This window comes from Streptomyces sp. CB03234 (genome assembly GCF_001905885.1).
Taxonomy (GTDB): Bacteria; Actinomycetota; Actinomycetes; order Streptomycetales; family Streptomycetaceae; genus Streptomyces.
In genome coordinates this window covers 318468-336848 of the sequence record NZ_LIYH01000004.1, presented here as the reverse complement: position 1 = coordinate 336848, position 18381 = coordinate 318468, and the positions used below count along the sequence as shown (strand labels likewise).

Below are 18381 nucleotides of genomic sequence, written 5' to 3'. Positions count from 1 at the left end.
GGGCCGTCGGGTGACGGGCCCGGCCTTCGCGGTCGGCGGGTCGGTCAGACGCGGTCGGCCGCGATCAGGAGGTACTGGAAGGAGCCGTCCTTGTAGGAGTTGATGAACGCCTCCTCGATGCCGGTGACCAGGGAAGACGTGGCCCGCAGCTCCCAGTAGGGCAGGGTCGCGGCCGTCAGGTCGACGACCGCCTGCGGTACGAGACGGTTGTCGGCCATGGCGCGCAGGTACTCCCGACGGGAGTGGATGTTGCACTCGAAGTGCGCGTTGATCTGCGAGACCCACTTCGAGGGCTGGCCGTAACGCGGGTTCCAGCAGCCGGTGATGGTCACGTAGCGGCCGCCGACCGCGAGGATGCGGGAGTGCTCGGCGAAGAGGTCGTGCAGGTCGACGTACATGCTCGACTCGTTGTTCCACGAGGCGGCGGCCCGGCCCGTCTCGAAGGGCGTGGCGAGCATGTTGCATACGCGGGCGTGGACGTGGTCCGCGATGCCCAGTTCGCGGGCGCGCCGGTTGGCGAAGTCGGCCTGCTTGGCCGACAGGGTGACCCCCTCGACCTTGCATCCGAATCGCTGGTGGGCCATGACCATGGAACCGCCGCGGCCGCAGCCGGCGTCCACGAGCGTGTCGTCCCGCCCGATGGAGCCGAGGTGGCCGAGGAGGACTTCGGCCTGTGCCGACTCCAGGCGGTGCAGTTCGGCGATCAGCTTCTTCTCGTACTCGCTGTCCTCGGGGTCCCCGAGGGAGGCGTGGTCGACGTCGCCGATGCCGTAGTGGTGGTGGTACAGCCCGTCGACGTCGCCGAGACGCAGGTTCACGGGCCTGGCCTCCTGGTCCCAGTAGCGGGCGATGTCACCCTGGTAGGGCGACGCCGGGGCGGGGAGGAACGCGGAGGCGCCGTTGACGGTGTTGAGTTCGGTGCTGGTCACAGGTAATTCCTTCTCACCAGAAGTCGGGCAGGCTGTATCGGTAGGTGTTGGTCCGGTGCCAGTAGTGGTTGCCGTCGACCCACACGGCCACTCCGCGCAGGAAGCGCAGGACGCTGGGGGCGGGGCAGGCGGCGGCCAGGGCGGCGGCTTCGGCCTCGAAGGCGTGCATGAGGTCGTTGTGGACCTCGACGGCCTTCAGGTAGGCGTCCCGTTCGGAGCGGTCCTCGCGTTCGGCGATCACCACGGGCAGGTTCAGGTGCCGGCCGGGGCTGTTGAGTTCCTTGGTGTACGAGTACAGGTCGTTGACGATCGTGGTGGCGTTTCCCGCGAGCGCGATGACCCGCTGCATGGCTGGCCGGGCGTGCAGGTCGGCCGGCAGTTCGTACCCGCCGACGGCGTCGGTGATGGTGGGGCAGGGGCGGAAGTTGTTGAACTGGCGCATCGCCAGGTACTCCCACACCTCGGGGACGTAATCCGTCTCGGCCCACGCGGCCTCGGCGAGGTAGCCCATGTGGAGACGGGCCATGTCGTGCCGGAACCGGTCGGCCTGGGAGGGGGTGGCCAGCTCGGCGAAGTACTCCATGGCGGACCGGTAGGCGCGCCGGGGGGCGTCGGAGTGGAGCGACTCCGCCCACTCCGGCTCGTACTCCTTCGTCGTGTGCAGCGGATCGAGAGCCGTGTGAGCCAGCAGGAGACGACCACCGAGACCGATGGGGGAACCGCCGTGGTCCTCGCAGTAGCAGTCGTCGACCGCGTTCTCGGCGACCATCAGCCGCGCGGCGATCATCAGGTGCTCGATGGTGGGAGCGTCCGGGTGGCAGGCGACCATGTAGCGGCCGACGGAGAATCCGTCGAACTGGTCCTCCCACTCAGGGGGGTACGCCTGGACCTCGTCCACCGCCCATGCCTTGATCCTGCGGCTGACCTCCGCGACCCGCACGGAGTCGGGCTCAGGCACCGGGTGGTGGTAGAGGCCCGGGATCGGTTCGCCCTCCGCCGGCGCCTCGGACGCCGGAGGCGCCGGTGGCTCCTCCCGCCGGGCGAGGTGCAGGGCCGCCGTGCCCAGACCGCTGGGGCCGCGGAGGATCCTGTCCAGGGCGGGGTTCGGCTGCGCCACCGTGGCCGTGCCCTCCGGATCGTGCTGGACGATCGGGTCGTCACCGGGGCCGACGTCGGGCCGGGGTACGGGTACGGAGGGCGGGCCGGGCAAAACGGGTGGTGCTGGTGGTGGGGGTGGTACGTCGGCGGTGTGTGCCTGGTCGAGGACGTGGTCCCCGAAGCGGGCGACAGCGGCAGGCAGACTCGACTGCAGAGGGGAAAGCCCAGGATCGGGCATCCGTAGCTCCTTGGTGAGGTGGGGGGCTGTCCCGGATCCCGGGCGTGCTTGCCCGGCCCGGGAGGGTCAGGGCCTTTGTGGCCGTTGGACCGGGCCCCTAGTCTCGCCTTCGAGCGATCTGCACGTTTTCCAACACGCCGAGCGCGTCGGGCACCAGGATGGCGGCGGAGTAGTAGGTGGTGACCAGGTACGAGATGATCGCCTGCTCGCTGATGCCCATGAAGCGCACCGACAGGCCCGGCTCGTACTCCTCCGGCAGGCCGGTCTGACGCAGACCGATGACACCCTGGTTGTCCTCACCCGTTCGCATGGCGAGGATCGAGCTGGTGTTCTCCTTGCTGATGGGGATCTTGTTGCAGGGCAGGATCGGGACGCCGCGCCAGGCCGGGACGTGCTGCCCGCCGACGTCGACGTGATCCGGGTAGAGCCCGCGGGCGTTCCACTCCCGCCCGATCGCCGCGATCGTCCTGGGGTGGGCGAGGAAGAGCTTGGTGCCACGGCGGCGGCAGAGCAGCTCGTCGAGGTCGTCCGGGGTGGGCGGGCCGGAGTGGGGCTGGATCCGCTGTTTGAAGGCGGCGTTGTGGAGCAGGCCGAACTCCCGGTTGTTGATCAGTTCATGTTCCTGGCGCTCACGCAGCGCCTCGATGGTGAGCCTGAGCTGCTCCTCGGTCTGGTTCATCGGGCCGTTGTAGAGGTCGGCGACCCTCGTGTGGACCCGCAGAACGGTCTGGGCGACGGAGAGTTCGTACTCGCGCGGGTTGAGCTCGTAGTCGACGAAGGCGCCCGGCAGCTCGACTTCACCGGTGTGGCCGGCCGACATCGCGATCTCGGCCTCGCCGTGACGGTTCTGCCGCTGATGGGGCAGCGAGCTGAACCGCTCGATGTGGCCCTGGAGGCTCGGCGCCGCGGACAGCACGGCGGCGAAGTCGGCGCGGGAGAGGGTGAGCAGGGTGCCGGAGGTCTCGGCGGTGGCGGTGCAGTCCCAGGTGGCGTCGGCGTCCAGCAGGGCGTTCTCACCGAACCGGTCGCCGTCGGCGAGTACGGCGACGGTGACCTCGTCGCCGTACTTGCCGACGGAGGTCTGGTTGATCCGGCCGTGGGCGATCAGGTGGATCCGGTCGGCGGGGGCGCCTCGCTCGGCCAGCACCTCACCGGCCCGGAAGTCGCGCTGGACGCACCGGCCGGCGATCGCGGTCAGCACCTCCACGTCGTCGAAGCCGCGCAGCAAGGCCAGTTCGCCCAGCTCACGGGGGATCACCCGGACGTCGGCACCATCCTGGACGAACTCGATCTGCCCGTCGCCGACGGTGTAGGTCAGCCGGCGGTTCACCCGGTAGGTGCCGCCCTTGGTCTCCACCCAAGGGAGCATCCGCAGCAGCCAGCGAGAGGTGATCTCCTGCATCTGCGGTGCGGACTTGGTCGTGGTGGCAAGATTGCGCGCAGCCGCGGTGCTCAGGCTGGACTGCTGGGGCGGCTCCGTCGGTACTTCCGGGCTGGTCTCAACGGTCATCGGACGAGCTCTCCTTGGCAATGGTGGTGATCGGCGTGCGCGCGCCGACCGGTGAAAGAGGAGAAAGAGAAGTGATCTGTGGGATCCGTCCAGATCCCGGGGAACACTAACGGCCGATACGCCTCGCCCGCCCGATGAGGCCGTTGGCATTACCTCGATTCAGTGATCTTGGTTCACGCGGGTTTATCCGGCCGACCGACGACATCCGGACAGAGCACGCGCCGCCCTCTCCCCTCCCCCTGCACGTGACCTGACTACCCATCAGCCAGCAGCAACTGAGGGCCGGTGAGGGCGATGAGCAAGCACTTCCCCACGTCCGGTGCGCAAGCGGCTCCGAGCGATTACGCGCCAAGGCCGCACTCGGCACAGCCATGGTGAGCGGTCGGCGGCTACCCGGGGCACCGGCCCGGTCATCCCGCACCGCCCCGGACGCGGGTCCTCAGCCTTCGATCACGATCCCGCCCGGTCCGCCGACCATGTTCGGGCACGTCCGTCGGGACGACGACGGCCCCGCCCGGCGCCCCTGGACGCCTGACCCGGTCGTCCTGACTCAGCTGTACCAATGACGGCGCCAGGGGCAACTGGCGAAGCGTCACGCAGCGGCGCGGTTAACGCCTGGTCGCCGCTACCGCGACGGTGCCGCTGAGAGTGGCGAGTGCCACACACAACGGCGAGTACAGGAAAGTGTTCAGCCGCTGGAATTCGACGGCGGCTGAAGAGTTCATGAAGTACCCACCCAGGCCGCGGGCGAGCAGAACCACCGTCAGGCCGTACATACCCACCAACCGCAGCCATGCCGGTCCGATCCCCGGGATGGACTCATTGACCATGAGGGTGAGCACAGCGCCACCGATCAATGCCAGCCCCACGAGCACGGTGCTCGGTACCGGCGGCATCACGCCGTCGTCGCTGCCACCGATCGTCCTGGTGAACGTCATCACGTCTTTGAACGGCCAAGGTGAGAACACCCAGACGAAATGCAACACTCCGATTGCCGTCAGGACGATCGCCAAGGTCATGGGGGCAACGGTGCGGACCATATCCTGTTCCTCCACCTCACATGACCGAGCGTGAGCGAAACCAGTTCGGCGGCAGCACCGCCCCCTCGCCTTCGCGTGCATGATGTTACGCGGCGGGGCGAGGGACCCGCGGGCGCGGGGTACCAAGTGGTTCACATCGCTGCCCGGCAGCAAGTCGACGCGCTACCAGGAGAGTTGACACGACCGGCGCGCCAGGTGGCCGCCAGCGGGGCATCGCAACCGGCCGGCTGCCACCGCCGCCTCGCCCTGTGACGCCGTTTGCAGCGCGGCATTCCTCGGGCAGGTGGGAGGCGCTGCCCTCTGCCGAGACACGCAGGCGGCGTGGCGTTGACCACCCGGCGGCCGTGCCTCAGAGCCGGGTCTCGGGGCTGTCCAGTTCCGGCAGGCCGGCGGTGGGGATCGGCTCCCTGACGTCGACGGCGTCGGCTCTGATCTCGACGGTCATACGGTCCAGACCCATGTGGAGCGGCCCGGCGTAACCGGCCTTCCGGGTGCGGGACATGATGACGTCGTCGCCTGCCTTGCCGTGCAGGCCCTTCTTGGCGATGTGAGAGAAGACGGCGGCCTTCGGCCGGGCCTCGGAGAACACCCGCGCGGCCTGCTCCGGGGTGGTGAGTTTCTCCTCGACGGCCTTGAGCTTGCCCGACCTGGTCAGCTCCTCGTCGAAGGCGATGACGTTGTGAATGAGGACGTCCACGCCCTTGCCGTGCTCGACGACGTTCCGGTGGTAGGTGGTGTCCCCGGAGAGCAGCACGGACTTGCCCGCGTGATCGAAGCGGTAGCCGTAGGCCGGGTTGCCGTCCTTGTGCTCGACCGTGAAGGCGGTGACCTTGCTGCCGCCCTTGTCGTACACGACCCCGGGCCGTATCTCGTGGACGCGGATGTCGAGGTATTCCTGCTTGAAGAGGTCGTTCGAGCGGTGCTCCAGGTCATGGGCGTACATCGCCCGCATGCCGGTGACCATCCCCGCGGTCCCCGGAGGTCCCCAGACCTCCAGTCGCTCGGTCCGCCCGAGCATGAACCACGGGTTGAGCCAGAGGCTCGGCAGGTCCTCGTAGTGGTCGTTGTGGAGGTGGGTCAGGAAGACTTTGGTGACGCCCTTCGGATTGACCCGCGACTCGTACATGTTCTGGGTCGCCCCGCGCCCCACGTCGAAGAGCAACCGCCGGCCTCCGGCCTCGACGAGGGTGGACATGCCCTTGCGCGTGGTCGACATCTCCGGCCCCCCGGTGCCGAGGAGGTAGACCTTCACGACCGGGGGCTTCCCCTCTGCCGCGGTTGCCCGGGCGGCCGGTACGGGCTGCTCCTTGGAGCCGTTAGACGTACAGCCGAGGAGACCCAGGGACAGGGCCGCCGCTCCTCCGAGCAGGGGGCGCCGGGCGATCGTGGAATGGGCGGCGGATCCGGAACCGACGGTCGTGGGTTCCGCTTTCTTGGTACTGCGCAGGACGCTCATGATCGTTCCTTGGGGAGAGGCAGGTGAGCGGCGGCGGGGGGCGGCTCAAGTAGAGCAATGTGCGATTCCGGGGGACATCAACGGTTCGTACGAGACCGGGGACCGAATCCGGACCGCTTGTCGTCGGTTCCCACAGCGAGTCGTACGCCGGTCGTCAGCCTGACCCGGTATCGGCCCGCGGCGGACAGCGTCGCCGGGCGTGGTGAACCTCGCCGCGTCGCGCGAGAGCCCGAGTGGCGGAATCGACGAGACTGATTGCGGCGTATCGCAGGGCCTTGGTCTCAGGAACAATTCGACGCGTTCCCCGCGCATGGCCGATGAGGAGGGACATGCCAGACATGCCGAGGTGGTGGTTGTCGGAGCCGGCATGTTCGGCTCGGCCGCAGCCAAGTATCTGAGCCGTGCGGGAGCCGATGTCGTGGTGATCGGTCCCGGGAGCCGGACCGCCGCGCCGTAGCCGCCCTGCCGGAGTTCGGCGCCCACCACGACGAGTCCCGGATCGCGCGGCGCCTGGGATGGGACCGTGTCTGGGGCGCTCTGGACACCCGCTCGGCAGCACGCTACCGGGACATCGAGGCCGAGTCCGGCGTCGCGTTCTTCAGCGAATGCGGTGCTCTCGCTCTGGTGGCGGGGTCCATGCGCTGCCGTACCGATGCCATGCTCCGCGCGAGCGAGGACGCCGGTGTCGCCGTGGAGCGGATGTCGGGCGCGGACCTGCGCGAGGAGTTCCCCGGCCTGGAACCGCCGCCTCTGGCCGGTGGTGTGGAAGGGCTCCTGGAGCGCAAGAGCGCTGGTCATCTCAGCCCGAGGCAGCTGGTGAAGGCCCAGCTGGACCTGGCGCGGCGTCCGGGGCGCGGCTTCGGCGCGGAGCCGTGGCCGCCATGGGCAGAGACGGCAGGGGCGCGCCCTGGGAGGTGGGGGCGGAGGGTGCGGACCAGTCCCGTATCAGGGCCGAGAAGGTGGTGATCGCTGCCGGCTCCCTGGTCAACCACAGTCGCGCTCTGCCCGTCAGGCCTCGCCCTCGCCCTCCAGGTCTTCACGGAGCCCAACCTGCTCTTCGAGGTGGACGAAGGCGCGAGCGGTTCCGGGGGCTTCCCACCGTCGTGACCATCGACCCCGAGGACTCGGGCAACGACAACATGTCCGCGTATCTGATGCCGCCGGTTCCGTACCCGGACGGCAGGTGGTACATGCGGGTCGGGCCCGCGATGCAGCCCGTCGTGCAGGAGCTGCGAACGGCGCAGGACGTGCGAATCTGGTACGCCGAGGAGAGGATCACACCGGAGCAGGCCCGCTTCCTCCGGCGGATGATGCGCCTGCTGGTGCCCGGCCTTCAGCCGGCCACCGTCCGCGAGGCACGCTGCGTCGTCGACAAGACGCCGTCGCGCTACCCCACCGGCCGGTCACAGCCAGCCGCGCAGGCCGTGGAGGAAGCCGGCCGGATCGTCACGGTAGACGCTGTGCCCCGCACCGTCCACCGTGAGCACCTGCCAGCCACTGCGGCGTAGCGTCGTGGCCTCGGCGGGCGGGATCCGCTCGCTCGGGTCGGCGAGCAGGACCAGCGAGCGGACGGCCGGGGCGCCCGGCAGGCCGGGCAGGTGGCGGAGGGCGACGACGGACGCCGGGTCCCAGGTGGCGAGGGCTCGCAGTTCGGTGGTGATGTCGTCGTCGTGCCAGCGGGGGTGTGCGGTACGCAGCTCCTGCCAGGTGGCGTGCCTGACCGCGCGCAGGGCGTCCAGGTCCCGGGGCCGGCGCAGCCACCCGGGGTCGCAGTGGACCGCGCGGAAACAGCGGAGCGCGGGTACGGCGAGCAGCAGGGCGGCCGAGCCCAGCGAGTGGGCGAGGGCCAGGTCGGGGGCCGGAGGCAAGGTTTCGAGCAGGTCGGCGGCGAGCGCGGCGGGGGTGTAGGTGCCGGCGGGGCCGCTCGCGCCGTGGCCGCGCAGGTCGACGGCCACGACCCGGTACCCGCGCTCGGCGAGCGCCGGGGCGACACCACGCCAGCTGCGGGAGTCCGTCATGATGCCGTGCACCAGTACGGCCGTGCGCGGGCCGTCCCCCCAGACCCGGGTCGCGAGCCTCACGGGGCCGCACCGAGGGGGACGCCGGCGCGGTAGGGCACCGCTCCCGCGCCGACCGCCCCGCAGGGGCGCTCGGCCGGTACGAACGGGGCGGCGCCGGGGCGGAGTGCCGGGCCGGGCGTCAGCCGCGCCTCGCCGGCGGGACGGAGCAGCAGTCGCGGTTCCAAGGCCCGGTCGCCGTCAGCCGGTGGTGTCCGGCGGGGGCGCGCTGCTGCCGCGCGGCAGCAGTACGGGGGTCGCCACCGGGCCGGACGACGGGTTGCGGCGGTGGCGACGTCGAACAGCCGACGGGTCACGTCGGCGCCGAAGCCGAACACGTCGTGGCTCATGGCGGACAGGGTCGGGTGCGTGAGCTGGCACAACTGCGAGTCGTCCCAGGCGATCAGGCTGATGTCCCTCGGTACGCTCAGGCCCATCTCGGCTGCCACCGACAGACCCGCGACCGCGATGATGTCGTTGTCGTAGACGATCGCCGTGGGCCGTTGCGGGGACGCGAGGAGCGAGCGGGTGGCCCGGGCACCCTGTTCGCCAGAGTAGTCGGTGGTGAGGCTGCGGGCCGGCTCCAGCCCGAGTTCCGCCACGATCGCGTTCAGCGCTTCGGTACGGATCATGGTGTGCCCGAGCGCCGCGTGGCCGCCCACCCGCGCTATCCGCCGGTGCCCGAGGGCGGCGAGGTAGCGGACCGCCTCGTGCACGGCGGCCGCGTCGTCGGTCCACACCGAGGTGAAGCCGCCGGTCAGGGACGGATGGCCGACCGCGACGGCCGGCAGCCCGATCGCCGCCAGTTCGGTGATCCGGGGATCGTTCCGCTGGATGTCGACCAGGATGGAGCCGGCTGTCCGGCGGGCCTGCCACCACGCGCGGTGGACGGCGATCTCCTGCGCGGTGTCCCGTACGAGGTGCAGCAGCAGTGAGCACTCGTGCTCTTCCAGGACGGACTCGACCCCGGAGATGGACTCCATGTAGAACGGTTCGAGTCCGAGCTGTCGTGCGGGGCGGGCGACGACCAGGCCGACGGTGTCCGCCGCGCCGGTCGCCGCGCCGGACAGCTTCTTCGCGGCCTGGTTCGGCACCCAGCCCAGCTCGGCGACCGCCGCCATGATGCGTTCACGCGTGGCCTCCGAGACACCGGGGCGATTGTTGAAGGCCAGGGACACGGCGCCTCGGGACACCCCCGCCCGGGCCGCCACGTCTCTGATCGTGACACGCCCGGTCCGGCGTGCCCGGGCCTCACTCACGTACGGCTCCGCGGCCGTTGACGCAGAACAGGGCCGCGCGGGCGGCCTCCGCGCCGGGCCGGGTCCAGCCGGTGACCCGCCAGGTGGCGCTCTCGCCGGGCAGCAGGGTCACACGTCCGTGGTCGGTGCGGGCGTCGGCGTCCAGCCGGTCGGCCTGGAGGAGAAGGTCCTTCGCGGGCCGGCGGCCGGCGCTGCGGCGCGGGTCTTCTGGGCAGCGGTCATCTCATGGATCCTCGTGGTGGGTCCCCGGGGCGGGCGTGCTTCGGGGCGGCGGACGGGCGGGTTGGTCACATCGCTCCAGGTGAGGGTCGGCATGACGTGGACAACGTTGTCGAGGAAGTGGACGGATGTGGCGTCCCCCGTCCCGGCCCTGTCCAGGCAGGCCCACCACCCATCGAGAACCATCACACCGAGTAGTCATGACGGTCTTGCCGCCCTCGACGCAGATGATCCGCTAAGAGCCCGCCCAAGCGGTGGAACCCGGTGCGTTGGGGTGCGGGTATTTCCCAACGCGCTACCGCTCGCAGCGCGTATGTCCTTGGCCTATGCCCTGCCCCATGCCGGAATGGCCAGTGCCTCGCAGGATTCGATCTGAAAAAAAAGGCGTGGCGGAAAGCGTGCCGTAAGCCCGGCCGCCTCCCGGTTTCCTCGTGGTGAAGGATGGACCCCCATGCATGCACAACCCGGCATCGATGCTCCCGGTGCGGGTCAGGACGAGCCGGTCGCGGTCGTCGGAGCCGCCTGCCGGTTCCCCGGTGAGGTCCGCTCCCTCACCTCGCTGTGGCGGTTGTTGATGGCGCGTCGGGAGACGGTGCGCGAGGTGCCCGGTGAGCGGTGGGAGCAGGCGGAACTGGCCGGTCTTCCGGCTCAGGTCGCGGCCCGGCTGCGCTACGGCTGCTTCCTGGACGACGACGTGTACGCCTACGAGCCGGAGTTCTTCGGGATCAACGCGCAGGAGGCGCCCTGGGTGGATCCGGAGCACCGGTTGCTGTCCGAGGTGGTCTGGGAGGCCATCGAGCACGCCGGCATTCCGGCCCAGCGGCTGTCGGGCACACCGACGGGCATGTTCTTCGGGGTCTACCAGAAGGACTACATGCTGCGTGTACAGCGGCCTCTCGAAGAGGTCAACGCGTACGCGATGTACACCGGTTTCGACAGCATCGGTCCCGGCCGCGTGGGGTTCATGCTGAACCTCAGAGGCCCTCAGGTCGTCGTGGAGAGCGCCTGCGCCTCCGGACTGGTCGCCGTCCACTCCGCCTGCCAGAGCCTGCGGACCGGCGAGTCGGACGTCGCCCTCGCCGGGGCCGCCATGCTGACACTGGGGCCGGAGGGGGTCATCGCCCCCGCGCTGTGGGGCGTGTTCTCCCCCACCGGCCGCTGCCACGCCTTCGACGCCGCCGCCGACGGTTACGTACGCGGAGAGGGCTGCGGCGTCGTCGTACTCAAGCGTCTTTCGGACGCGGTACGGGACGGGGACCGGGTGCTCGCGGTGCTGCGCGGCACGGCGGTCAACCAGAACGGGCGGGGCACGCGGCTGAGCGCGCCCTCGGAGCCCGCGCAGATCGACCTCTACCGTCTGGCGCTGGAGCGCGCGGGCGTCGAGGCCGGTGACGTCGGCATGGTGGAGGCGCACGGCCCGGGCACCGCGGTGGGCGACCCCATCGAGTTCGCGGCGGTCGCCGCGGTCTACGGCAAGGGCCGCGACCGGTGCGCGCTGGGTTCGGTGAAGACGAACATCGGCCACACCGAACCGGTGTCGGGCGTGGCGGGTCTGCTGAAGGCCATCGCGTCCCTGCGCCAGGGCATGGTGCCGGCCAGCCTGCACTTCCGGGACTGGAACCCGCAGATCGACGCCGATGGCACCCGGCTGTTCGTGCCCACCGACACGACCGACTGGCCGGTGCGGGACGGTACCCGGCTGGCCGCGGTGTCCTCCTTCGGTATCAGTGGCACCAACGTGCACGTCGTGCTGGAGCAGCCTCCCGCGCCGTCCCCCGCCCGGCGCACCGCCCCTCCGGTGACGCCCGGCGGTTCCCGCCAGGCCCGGGACGGCGAAGCCCCGCGCGTGTTCCCGCTGTCCGCCGGCACGCCCGTGGCCCTGCGGTCCGCGGCCGACCGCCTGGCCCAGTGGCTGAGGGGAGAGGGGGCACAGGTCCCGCTGAGCGATGTGGCGCACACGCTGGCCGTGCGTCGCTCCCCCGCCCGGGAACGGGCCGCCGTCGTCGCCGCCGAGCGGGCGGAGCTGGTGGCACGGCTGGAGGAACTGGCGGCCGGGACCGCGCCGTCCGCCGGGGTGGCGACCGGCAGGGCGGTACTGCCGGACGCAGGACAGGGCGTGGTGTGGGTCTTCTCGGGGCACGGCTCGCAGTGGGCGGGCATGTGCCGGCAACTGCTGGACCGGGACCCGGAGTTCACCAAGGTCATCGACGAACTCGAACCGCTGGTCGCCGAGGAGTCCGGCTTCTCCCTCCGTGAGACCCTGCGCCGCCCGGAGGTGGTGACCGGGTTCGACCGGGTACAGCCCGTGATCTTCGCCATCCAGTTGGGTCTGGCGGCGATGTGGCGGTCCCACGGCGTCGAACCGGCGGCCGTGATCGGCCACTCCATGGGAGAGGTGGCCGCCGCCGTGGCCGCGGGCGCGTTGGGCGTACGGGACGGGGTACGGGTCATCTGCCGCCGGTCGCGCCTGATCCTGCGGACCGCCGGGCAGGGCCTGATGGCTTCGGTCGCCCTGAGCCGTGCCGAGGTCGAACGGCTGCTGGCGGAACAGGACGTGCGGGGGGTGAGCGTCGCGGTCGTCGCGTCGCCGGAGAACACCGTCATCGGCGGGGACGCCGACCGTATCCGCCGTCTCGCCGAGGAGTGGGACGCGCGCGGCGTGGGCGTACGCGTCATCGAGGTGGACGTCGCCTCGCACACCGCCCACATGGACCCCATCCTGCCCGACCTCGCCGACGCGCTCGCCGACGTCACCGGCGGGCAGCCAACAGCGGTCTTCTACAGCACCGCCACCGACGACCCGCGCGAACATGCCGCCTTCGACGCCGCCTACTGGTCGGACAACCTCCGCCGGGTGGTGCGCTTCGCCGACGCGGTGCGGGCCGCGGCCGAGGACGGTCACCGGCTGTTCGTCGAGATCGGCCCCCATCCGGTGCTGGCCGGCCCGGTGCAGGCCACGCTCGCCGCGCACGGCCACACCGACACCGCGGTCGTGCCCTCGCTGCTGCGCGACACCGACGACGCGCTGGCGTTCCACACCCATGTGGCGGCGCTGCACTGCGTCGGCCACCCGCTGGACTGGGCCGGCCGCTACGGAGACGGCGCCCTGGCCGACGTACCGCCGACCACCTGGGAGCGCACGCGGTACGTCGTCGATCCGTCCCCGCTGCGGCAGTCGGCCGGGGCGCACTCCTCCCCCGCCGCGCACCCGCTCACCGGGCCGCACACCGCGGACCCCGACGGCGAGGGACGCCACCTGTGGCAGACCCGCGTCACCCCGACGACGCTGCCCTGGCTGGACGCGCACCGCGTCAACGACGTGGTCGTGGTGCCTGGTGCCGCCCTGTGCGAAATGGCCGTCGCCGCCGCCGCCGACCTGTACGCCACCGGCCCGGAACGCCTGCGCGTCACCGGCATCGACCTGGAACGGCTGCTGCTGCCGGCGTCCGACGGCACTCCCGTCACCGCCACCGCCGAGGCGGCCGGCGCCGGCACGGCCCGCTGGCGGGTGGTCAGCACGGCCTCCGACGGTACGTCCGTCCAGCACGCGCGGGCGTGCCTGCACGTCACGCCGGAAGGGGACCCCGTCCCGGAGGGCTGCGACCCGCAGCGCCTGCAGGCGGAGTTCCCGCACCCCGTGGACGCGGCGGACGTCTACCGCCAGATGCGGGAGGAGCGCGGCGTACACCACGGCCCGCCGTTCCTCGGCCTCCAGGCCCTGTACGCGGACGGGACGCCTGCGGACCGCGCGGGCGCCCGCCTCCTGGCGCGTGTGCGCGTGCCGGACGAGGGCCGGGGCGGCGCGCAGGCGCTCCACTGCCATCCCGTCGCGCTGGACACCTGCCTCCAGGCGGTCGCGGGCGCCGTCCTGCGCACCGGCGCCGTGCCCGCCGGTGGCATCCTCCCCCGGCACATCGAGGCGCTCCGGCTGTACGGAGCGGTCCCGCTCAGCGGCTACTGCCTGGTCACACTCCGGCTGCTGGACGGCGACCGGTACACGGCGGACTTCCGGCTGTGGGCCGACGACGGATCGGTGATCGCGGACGCCACGGGGGTGGAGTTCCGCCACGTACCCGCCGAGAGCGCCGATGAGCGCTTCGCCGGCCGTCTGCTCCGGGCGTCCTGGGAGCCCTCCGAGCGCCCCGCCCCGCAACCGGCGGACGGAAGCTGGATTCTGCTGGCGGAACCCGGGCGCGAGACGTACGCGACAGAGCTGGGCGAGGCCCTGGCGGAGCGGGGCGCGGCGGTGGACGTCCGTACCCTCACCCCGGCGGGCGGCACCGAGCCCGTCGTGCCGGCGCCGCAGGCGGTGGCGTACCTGCCGGCCTCCGGGGGTACCGCACCGGACCGCCGGGCCCGGGAGCAGGTCGCCCGCCTGGTGGAAACGGCCCGCACGCTGGCGCAGGCCGCTGACGGTGAGGCTGCGCCGCGTCTGTGGACCGTCACCGCCGGCGCGCAACAGGTCACCCCCGAGGACCGGCCGGACCTGGGACAGGCGGGTCTGCGCGGGCTGGTACGGGTCCTGAGCTACGAGCACCCCGAACTGCGGCCCGGCGTCCTGGACATCGACCCGCGGACACCGGTCATGGACGTGGCCGCCGAGCTGCTGTCCTGCCCCGCCGAGCAGGACGAGATCGCGTACCGGAACGGGACACGTCACCTGGCACGGCTGCGGGGCGCCCCGCTGGACGAGCGGGAGCGTCGCCGGACCACGGTCGACCGCGCCCGCGCCCGGGTGGCCCTGCACCTGGCGCGCCCCGGTGACCTGGACTCCTTCGAGTTCGTCGCCCAGTCCCGCCGCCGGCCCGGACCGGGCGAGGTCGAAGTGCGGACCGACGCCACCAGCGTCAACTTCATCAACGTGCTCCAGGCCATGGGCGTCTACCAGCGCTTCAGCGCGGGCGAGGAGCGCGAGGACGTCTGCGCGTTCGACGGCGCGGGCGTCGTCACCGCCGTCGGCGACGGCGTGCAGGACGTGCGGGAGGGCGACCGGGTCGCCGCGATGTTCGTGGAGACGGCCCAGTCCACCGTCATGTCCTCCTTCGCGACCGTCCGCGCCGACTGCCTCCTGCCGGTGCCGGACGGGGTGAGCGCGCAGGACGCCGCCGGCCTTCCCTGCGCCTACCTGACCGCCTGGTACGCCCTGCGGCACCTGGCCCGGCTCCGGCGCGGGGAGAAGGTGCTCATCCACTCGGCGAGCGGCGGCACCGGTCTGGCCGCGCTGAACCTCGCGCGGGCCTGTGGCGCGGAAGTGCTGGCCACCGCGGGCAGCGAGGCCAAGCGGGCGTACCTGCGTGGCCTGGGCGTCCGGCACGTCATGGACTCCCGCACCCTGGACTTCGCCGACCAGGTGCGCGACCTCACCGGCGGTCGCGGCGTCGACGTCGTACTCAACTCCCTCACCGGTCCCGCCCAGTCCGCCGGTCTCGGCCTGCTGGCGCACCGGGGCCGGTTCCTCGAACTCGGCAAGCGGGACATCTACGCCAACACCCGTCTCGGCCTGCTGCCCTTCCGCCGCAACGTCACCTTCGCCGGCGTCGACGTGCTGATGATGATGCGGCAGGCCCCGGACCTGCTCGCCGAGGGCTACCGCGAACTGGCCGGCATGCTCGCGGACGGCACCCTTCCGCTGCTGCCCGTCACCGAACATCCCGTCACCGAGGCGGCCTCGGCCTTCCACACCATGGCCTCCGCCCGGCACACCGGCAAACTCGTCCTCACCTGGCCCGCCGAGGGCACCGACACCCTGCCCGTGCGACCGGAGGACGTGCCCGTCGTACGGCCCGACGCGAGCTACCTGGTCACGGGCGGGCTCGGCGGACTGGGGCTCCTGGTCGCCCGGTGGCTGGCCGAACGAGGCGCCGCGGCCGTCGTGCTCACCTCCCGCGGCGCCCCCACCCCGGCCGCCCGCACCGCCCTCGAGGCCATCACCGCCGGCTACGGCACCCGCGTCGAGGTCGTACGCGGGGACCTCGCCGAGCCGGGCGTCGCCGACACCCTCGTACGGGCCGCCCTGGACACGGGCCACCCGCTGCGCGGCGTCGTCCACGCCGCGGCCGTCGTCGAGGACGCCACCGTCGCCAACCTCTCCCCCGCCCTCCTGGAGAGGGTCTGGCGACCCAAGGCGACGGGGGCCTGGTTGCTCCACCACGCCACGGGCGGCCAGGAGCTCGACTGGTGGGTCACCTTCTCCTCCGCGGCCTCCCTGCTGGGCAACCCAGGGCAGGGCGCGTACGCGGCCGCCAACGCCTGGCTGGACGAGTTCACCTCCTGGCGCCGGGCCCAGGGGCTGCCGGCCACCTGCGTCAACTGGGGCCCGTGGGCGGAAGTGGGGCGCGGCGCCGGGATGGCGGAACGCGGCTACGCCATGATCACGCCCGCGGAGGGCATCGCCGCCCTGGAGCGCATCCTCGCCCACGACCGCGACCGCACCGCTTACACGCCCGTCGACCTGGCGCGGTGGCTGGAGTCCTGTCCCGCCACCGCCCGTACCGCCTTCTTCGCCGAACTGGCCGCTTCCGCAGCGGGCGTGGACTCCGCCGGCACCCGCAGCGCCCTGCTGGAGTCCCTGCGGGAGACGGACTGCCCCCAGGAGCGTCAGCGGATCCTCCAGCCCCAGGTCGTCGAACACGTCGCCGCGGTGCTGCGGCTGGGAACCGACCGGTTCGACGCCAACACGTCCCTGGTCACCCTCGGCCTGGACTCCCTCATGGCCATCGCCCTGCGCAACCGCCTGCAACGCGAACTGGCCCTCGACATCCCGACCACGGTGATGTGGACCCACCCGACGGCGTCCGCGCTCACCCGCTACCTCCTGGCCCGCCTCGCCCCCGAACAGGGGCAGGACGCCGCTCGTCCCGAGACGGAACCGGCCGCCGCCCCGTCGGCCGCCCTCAGCTGACACCCCCGCCCGCCCGTACCCGCCCGAACCGCTAGGTGACGTTCGTATGCCCCCTCCCTCACTCCCTCCTTCCGTCCCCGCCCGCACGCCCGGCACCTGGGACGTGATCGTCGTCGGCGCCGGGCCGGCCGGCGCCACCGCCGCCCGCGTCGCCGCCGAGAGCGGCTGTGAGACGCTGCTGCTGGAGCGCGCCGCCATCCCCCGCTACAAGACGTGCGGCGGCGGCCTCATCGGAGCGTCCCTCGCCGCCCTGCCTCCCGGTCTGCCCCTGAAGGTCTACGACACCGCCCGGCAGTTCACCTTCGCCCTCAACGGCCGCAGAGAACGCACGCTCACCTCCGGTTCCCCGACCATCGCCATGGTCTACCGCAGCGAACTCGACGCGGCGCTGACCGATGCCGCCGCGGCGGCGGGAGCGACGGTCCGGGACAGCACCGCGCTGACCGCCCTGGAGCAACAGGGCGACACCGTCACGGTGACGACCAACCGCGGTGACACGTTCCGCGCCCGCGCCGTCGTCGGCGCCGACGGCAGCGCCGGCAGAGTCGCCCGGTACGTAGGGGTACGGTGCGCCCAGGTCGACCTCGCCCTGGAGGCGGAAGTGCCGGTCGACGAACGGACGGCCGACCGATGGAGGGGCCGTGTCCTGATGGAGTGGGGTCCGCTGCCGGGCTCCTTCGGCTGGGTCTTCCCCAAAGGTGACGTCTGCACCGCCGGAGTGGTGGCCGCCCGTGGCAACCCCACCACCCTGCGCGCCTACAAGGACGACTTCCTCGCACGCCACGGACTTCTCGGCCCCCGCCCCCTCCACGACACCGGCCACCTGACCCGGTGCCGCCGCCCCGACTCCCCCCTGGCCCGCGGGCGCGTGCTCGTCGCCGGTGACGCCGCCGCTCTCGTCGACCACTGGTCCCGCGAAGGCATCTCCTACGCGCTCCGCTCAGGAGACCTCGCCGGTCACGCCGCCGCCCGTCTCGTCACCGCCGCCGACGAGGCGGAGGCCAACACCGCCGCCGGCCGCTACGGGCGGGAGGTCGACGACATCCTCGGCGTCGAAATGCGCGCCAGCGGCACGGTGATGAACCTCTTCATCCGCAACCCCGGCCTTGTCCACACCGCCCTGACCCGCCTGCCTCCGGCATGGCGCCGTCTCGACGCCTACATCGCCGGCCACACCAGCGTCGCCGGGATCATGACCACACCGATCGCGCGCGCCGCCACCGCGGTGGGAACCCGGCTTCCCGTCCGGCCTGCCACCACACTCAAGCCACTCCCGGACCAGCGCGCCCCCAGGCCATCCGCGGCAACCCCCTGCCCATAGCGCACCGCACCCCAAAGGCGCTGCGGCCGCGGCCGTGTTGCCCTGCGGGCGCGGAACACGGCGCGAACCGCGGGCCGTCGGCCCTGGTCCGTTGGTGGCGGAGGGCTCGGGGTAGATGCGGCGGGAGGCGGGGTCGAGGAAGTTGAAGCGGGCGAGATTCGCCTGGTTGCCGGGGACGGCGTAGACCCGCGGCGCCATCCCCGGCCAGGTCGCCCTGGCCTGGCTCCCGCCCAGCAGCCCTGGATCGCACCGATCCCCGGAACCCGCAGGGTCGAGCGCCTGGAAGAGAACGCCAACGCCACGCGGGTCGCCCTCCCCGCCGACGACATCACCGACCTCGACGCCACCGCGGC

The 18381-nt window shown here is 72.1% G+C and carries 11 protein-coding genes and 1 pseudogene; 4 read left to right on the top strand and 8 right to left on the bottom strand.

The window, feature by feature from the left end:
- Positions 1–44 precede the first annotated feature (44 nt).
- From AMK26_RS18655 to AMK26_RS18635, 5 genes are all read right to left on the bottom strand, one after another.
- Positions 45–929: a geranyl diphosphate 2-C-methyltransferase gene (locus tag AMK26_RS18655; protein WP_073755820.1), complete on the bottom strand. Its 885-nt coding sequence runs from the start codon at positions 927–929 to the stop codon at positions 45–47.
- Between the two features lie 13 nt (positions 930–942).
- On the bottom strand, positions 943–2265 hold the full coding sequence (locus AMK26_RS18650; protein WP_073755819.1) for a family 2 encapsulin nanocompartment cargo protein terpene cyclase: 1323 nt from the start codon (positions 2263–2265) through the stop codon (positions 943–945).
- A gap of 97 nt (positions 2266–2362) precedes the next feature.
- Entirely contained in the window at positions 2363–3775 is a 1413-nt protein-coding gene (locus AMK26_RS18645) for a family 2B encapsulin nanocompartment shell protein (RefSeq protein WP_073755818.1), read from the bottom strand.
- A gap of 608 nt (positions 3776–4383) precedes the next feature.
- Entirely contained in the window at positions 4384–4794 is a 411-nt protein-coding gene (locus tag AMK26_RS18640) for a DUF3995 domain-containing protein (protein WP_241837960.1), read from the bottom strand.
- Positions 4795–5164: 370 nt separating this feature from the next.
- Complete coding sequence (locus AMK26_RS18635) at positions 5165–6271, bottom strand: MBL fold metallo-hydrolase (RefSeq protein WP_079277665.1); 1107 nt, start codon at positions 6269–6271, stop codon at positions 5165–5167.
- A 199-nt stretch (positions 6272–6470) separates the two neighbouring features.
- Here AMK26_RS18635 and AMK26_RS37825 point away from each other — a divergent pair, with 199 nt between their 5' ends.
- Together AMK26_RS37825 and AMK26_RS38710 are read left to right on the top strand one after the other, a co-directional pair.
- The gene (locus tag AMK26_RS37825) at positions 6471–6728 is read left to right on the top strand and encodes an NAD(P)-binding protein (protein WP_241837959.1); all 258 of its coding nucleotides are present in this window, start codon (positions 6471–6473) and stop codon (positions 6726–6728) included.
- Between the two features lie 5 nt (positions 6729–6733).
- On the top strand, positions 6734–7237 hold the full coding sequence (locus AMK26_RS38710) for an FAD-dependent oxidoreductase (RefSeq protein WP_443333176.1): 504 nt from the start codon (positions 6734–6736) through the stop codon (positions 7235–7237).
- A gap of 437 nt (positions 7238–7674) precedes the next feature.
- Here AMK26_RS38710 and AMK26_RS18625 read toward each other — a convergent pair whose 3' ends face one another.
- The 3 genes and pseudogenes from AMK26_RS18625 to AMK26_RS18620 all read right to left on the bottom strand — a co-directional run bounded on the left by AMK26_RS18625 (position 7675) and on the right by AMK26_RS18620 (position 9587).
- A complete protein-coding gene (locus AMK26_RS18625; RefSeq protein WP_073755816.1) occupies positions 7675–8352 on the bottom strand; it encodes an alpha/beta fold hydrolase in 678 nt (225 codons plus the stop codon).
- Positions 8349–8516: a hypothetical protein gene (locus tag AMK26_RS37335; protein ID WP_198944106.1), complete on the bottom strand. Its 168-nt coding sequence runs from the start codon at positions 8514–8516 to the stop codon at positions 8349–8351. The genes AMK26_RS18625 and AMK26_RS37335 overlap by 4 nt, the downstream gene beginning before the upstream one ends.
- A gap of 13 nt (positions 8517–8529) precedes the next feature.
- A pseudogene (locus AMK26_RS18620) lies at positions 8530–9587 on the bottom strand (LacI family DNA-binding transcriptional regulator).
- A gap of 670 nt (positions 9588–10257) precedes the next feature.
- Between AMK26_RS18620 and AMK26_RS18605 the strand changes: the two are divergent.
- Positions 10258–16707 (top strand): type I polyketide synthase, encoded by a 6450-nt coding sequence (locus AMK26_RS18605; protein WP_073755814.1) that lies wholly within the window; start codon positions 10258–10260, stop codon positions 16705–16707.
- 46 nt (positions 16708–16753) lie between these two features.
- Positions 16754–18028, top strand: a complete 1275-nt coding sequence (locus AMK26_RS18600; RefSeq protein WP_079277663.1) for a geranylgeranyl reductase family protein — start codon at positions 16754–16756, stop codon at positions 18026–18028.
- Positions 18029–18381: the final 353 nt, after the last annotated feature.

What these genes read in the sequence shown, in the direction of transcription:
- AMK26_RS18650 (WP_073755819.1), bottom strand. Translation starts at nt 2,265, where the DNA reads ATGCCCGATCCTGGGCTTTCCCCTCTGCAGTCGAGTCTGCCTGCCGCT.
- AMK26_RS18645 (WP_073755818.1), bottom strand. Translation starts at nt 3,775, where the DNA reads ATGACCGTTGAGACCAGCCCGGAAGTACCGACGGAGCCGCCCCAGCAG.
- AMK26_RS18635 (WP_079277665.1), bottom strand. Translation starts at nt 6,271, where the DNA reads ATGAGCGTCCTGCGCAGTACCAAGAAAGCGGAACCCACGACCGTCGGT.
- AMK26_RS18605 (WP_073755814.1), top strand. Translation starts at nt 10,258, where the DNA reads ATGCATGCACAACCCGGCATCGATGCTCCCGGTGCGGGTCAGGACGAG.
- AMK26_RS18600 (WP_079277663.1), top strand. Translation starts at nt 16,754, where the DNA reads ATGCCCCCTCCCTCACTCCCTCCTTCCGTCCCCGCCCGCACGCCCGGC.
- AMK26_RS18640 (WP_241837960.1), bottom strand. Translation starts at nt 4,794, where the DNA reads ATGACCTTGGCGATCGTCCTGACGGCAATCGGAGTGTTGCATTTCGTC.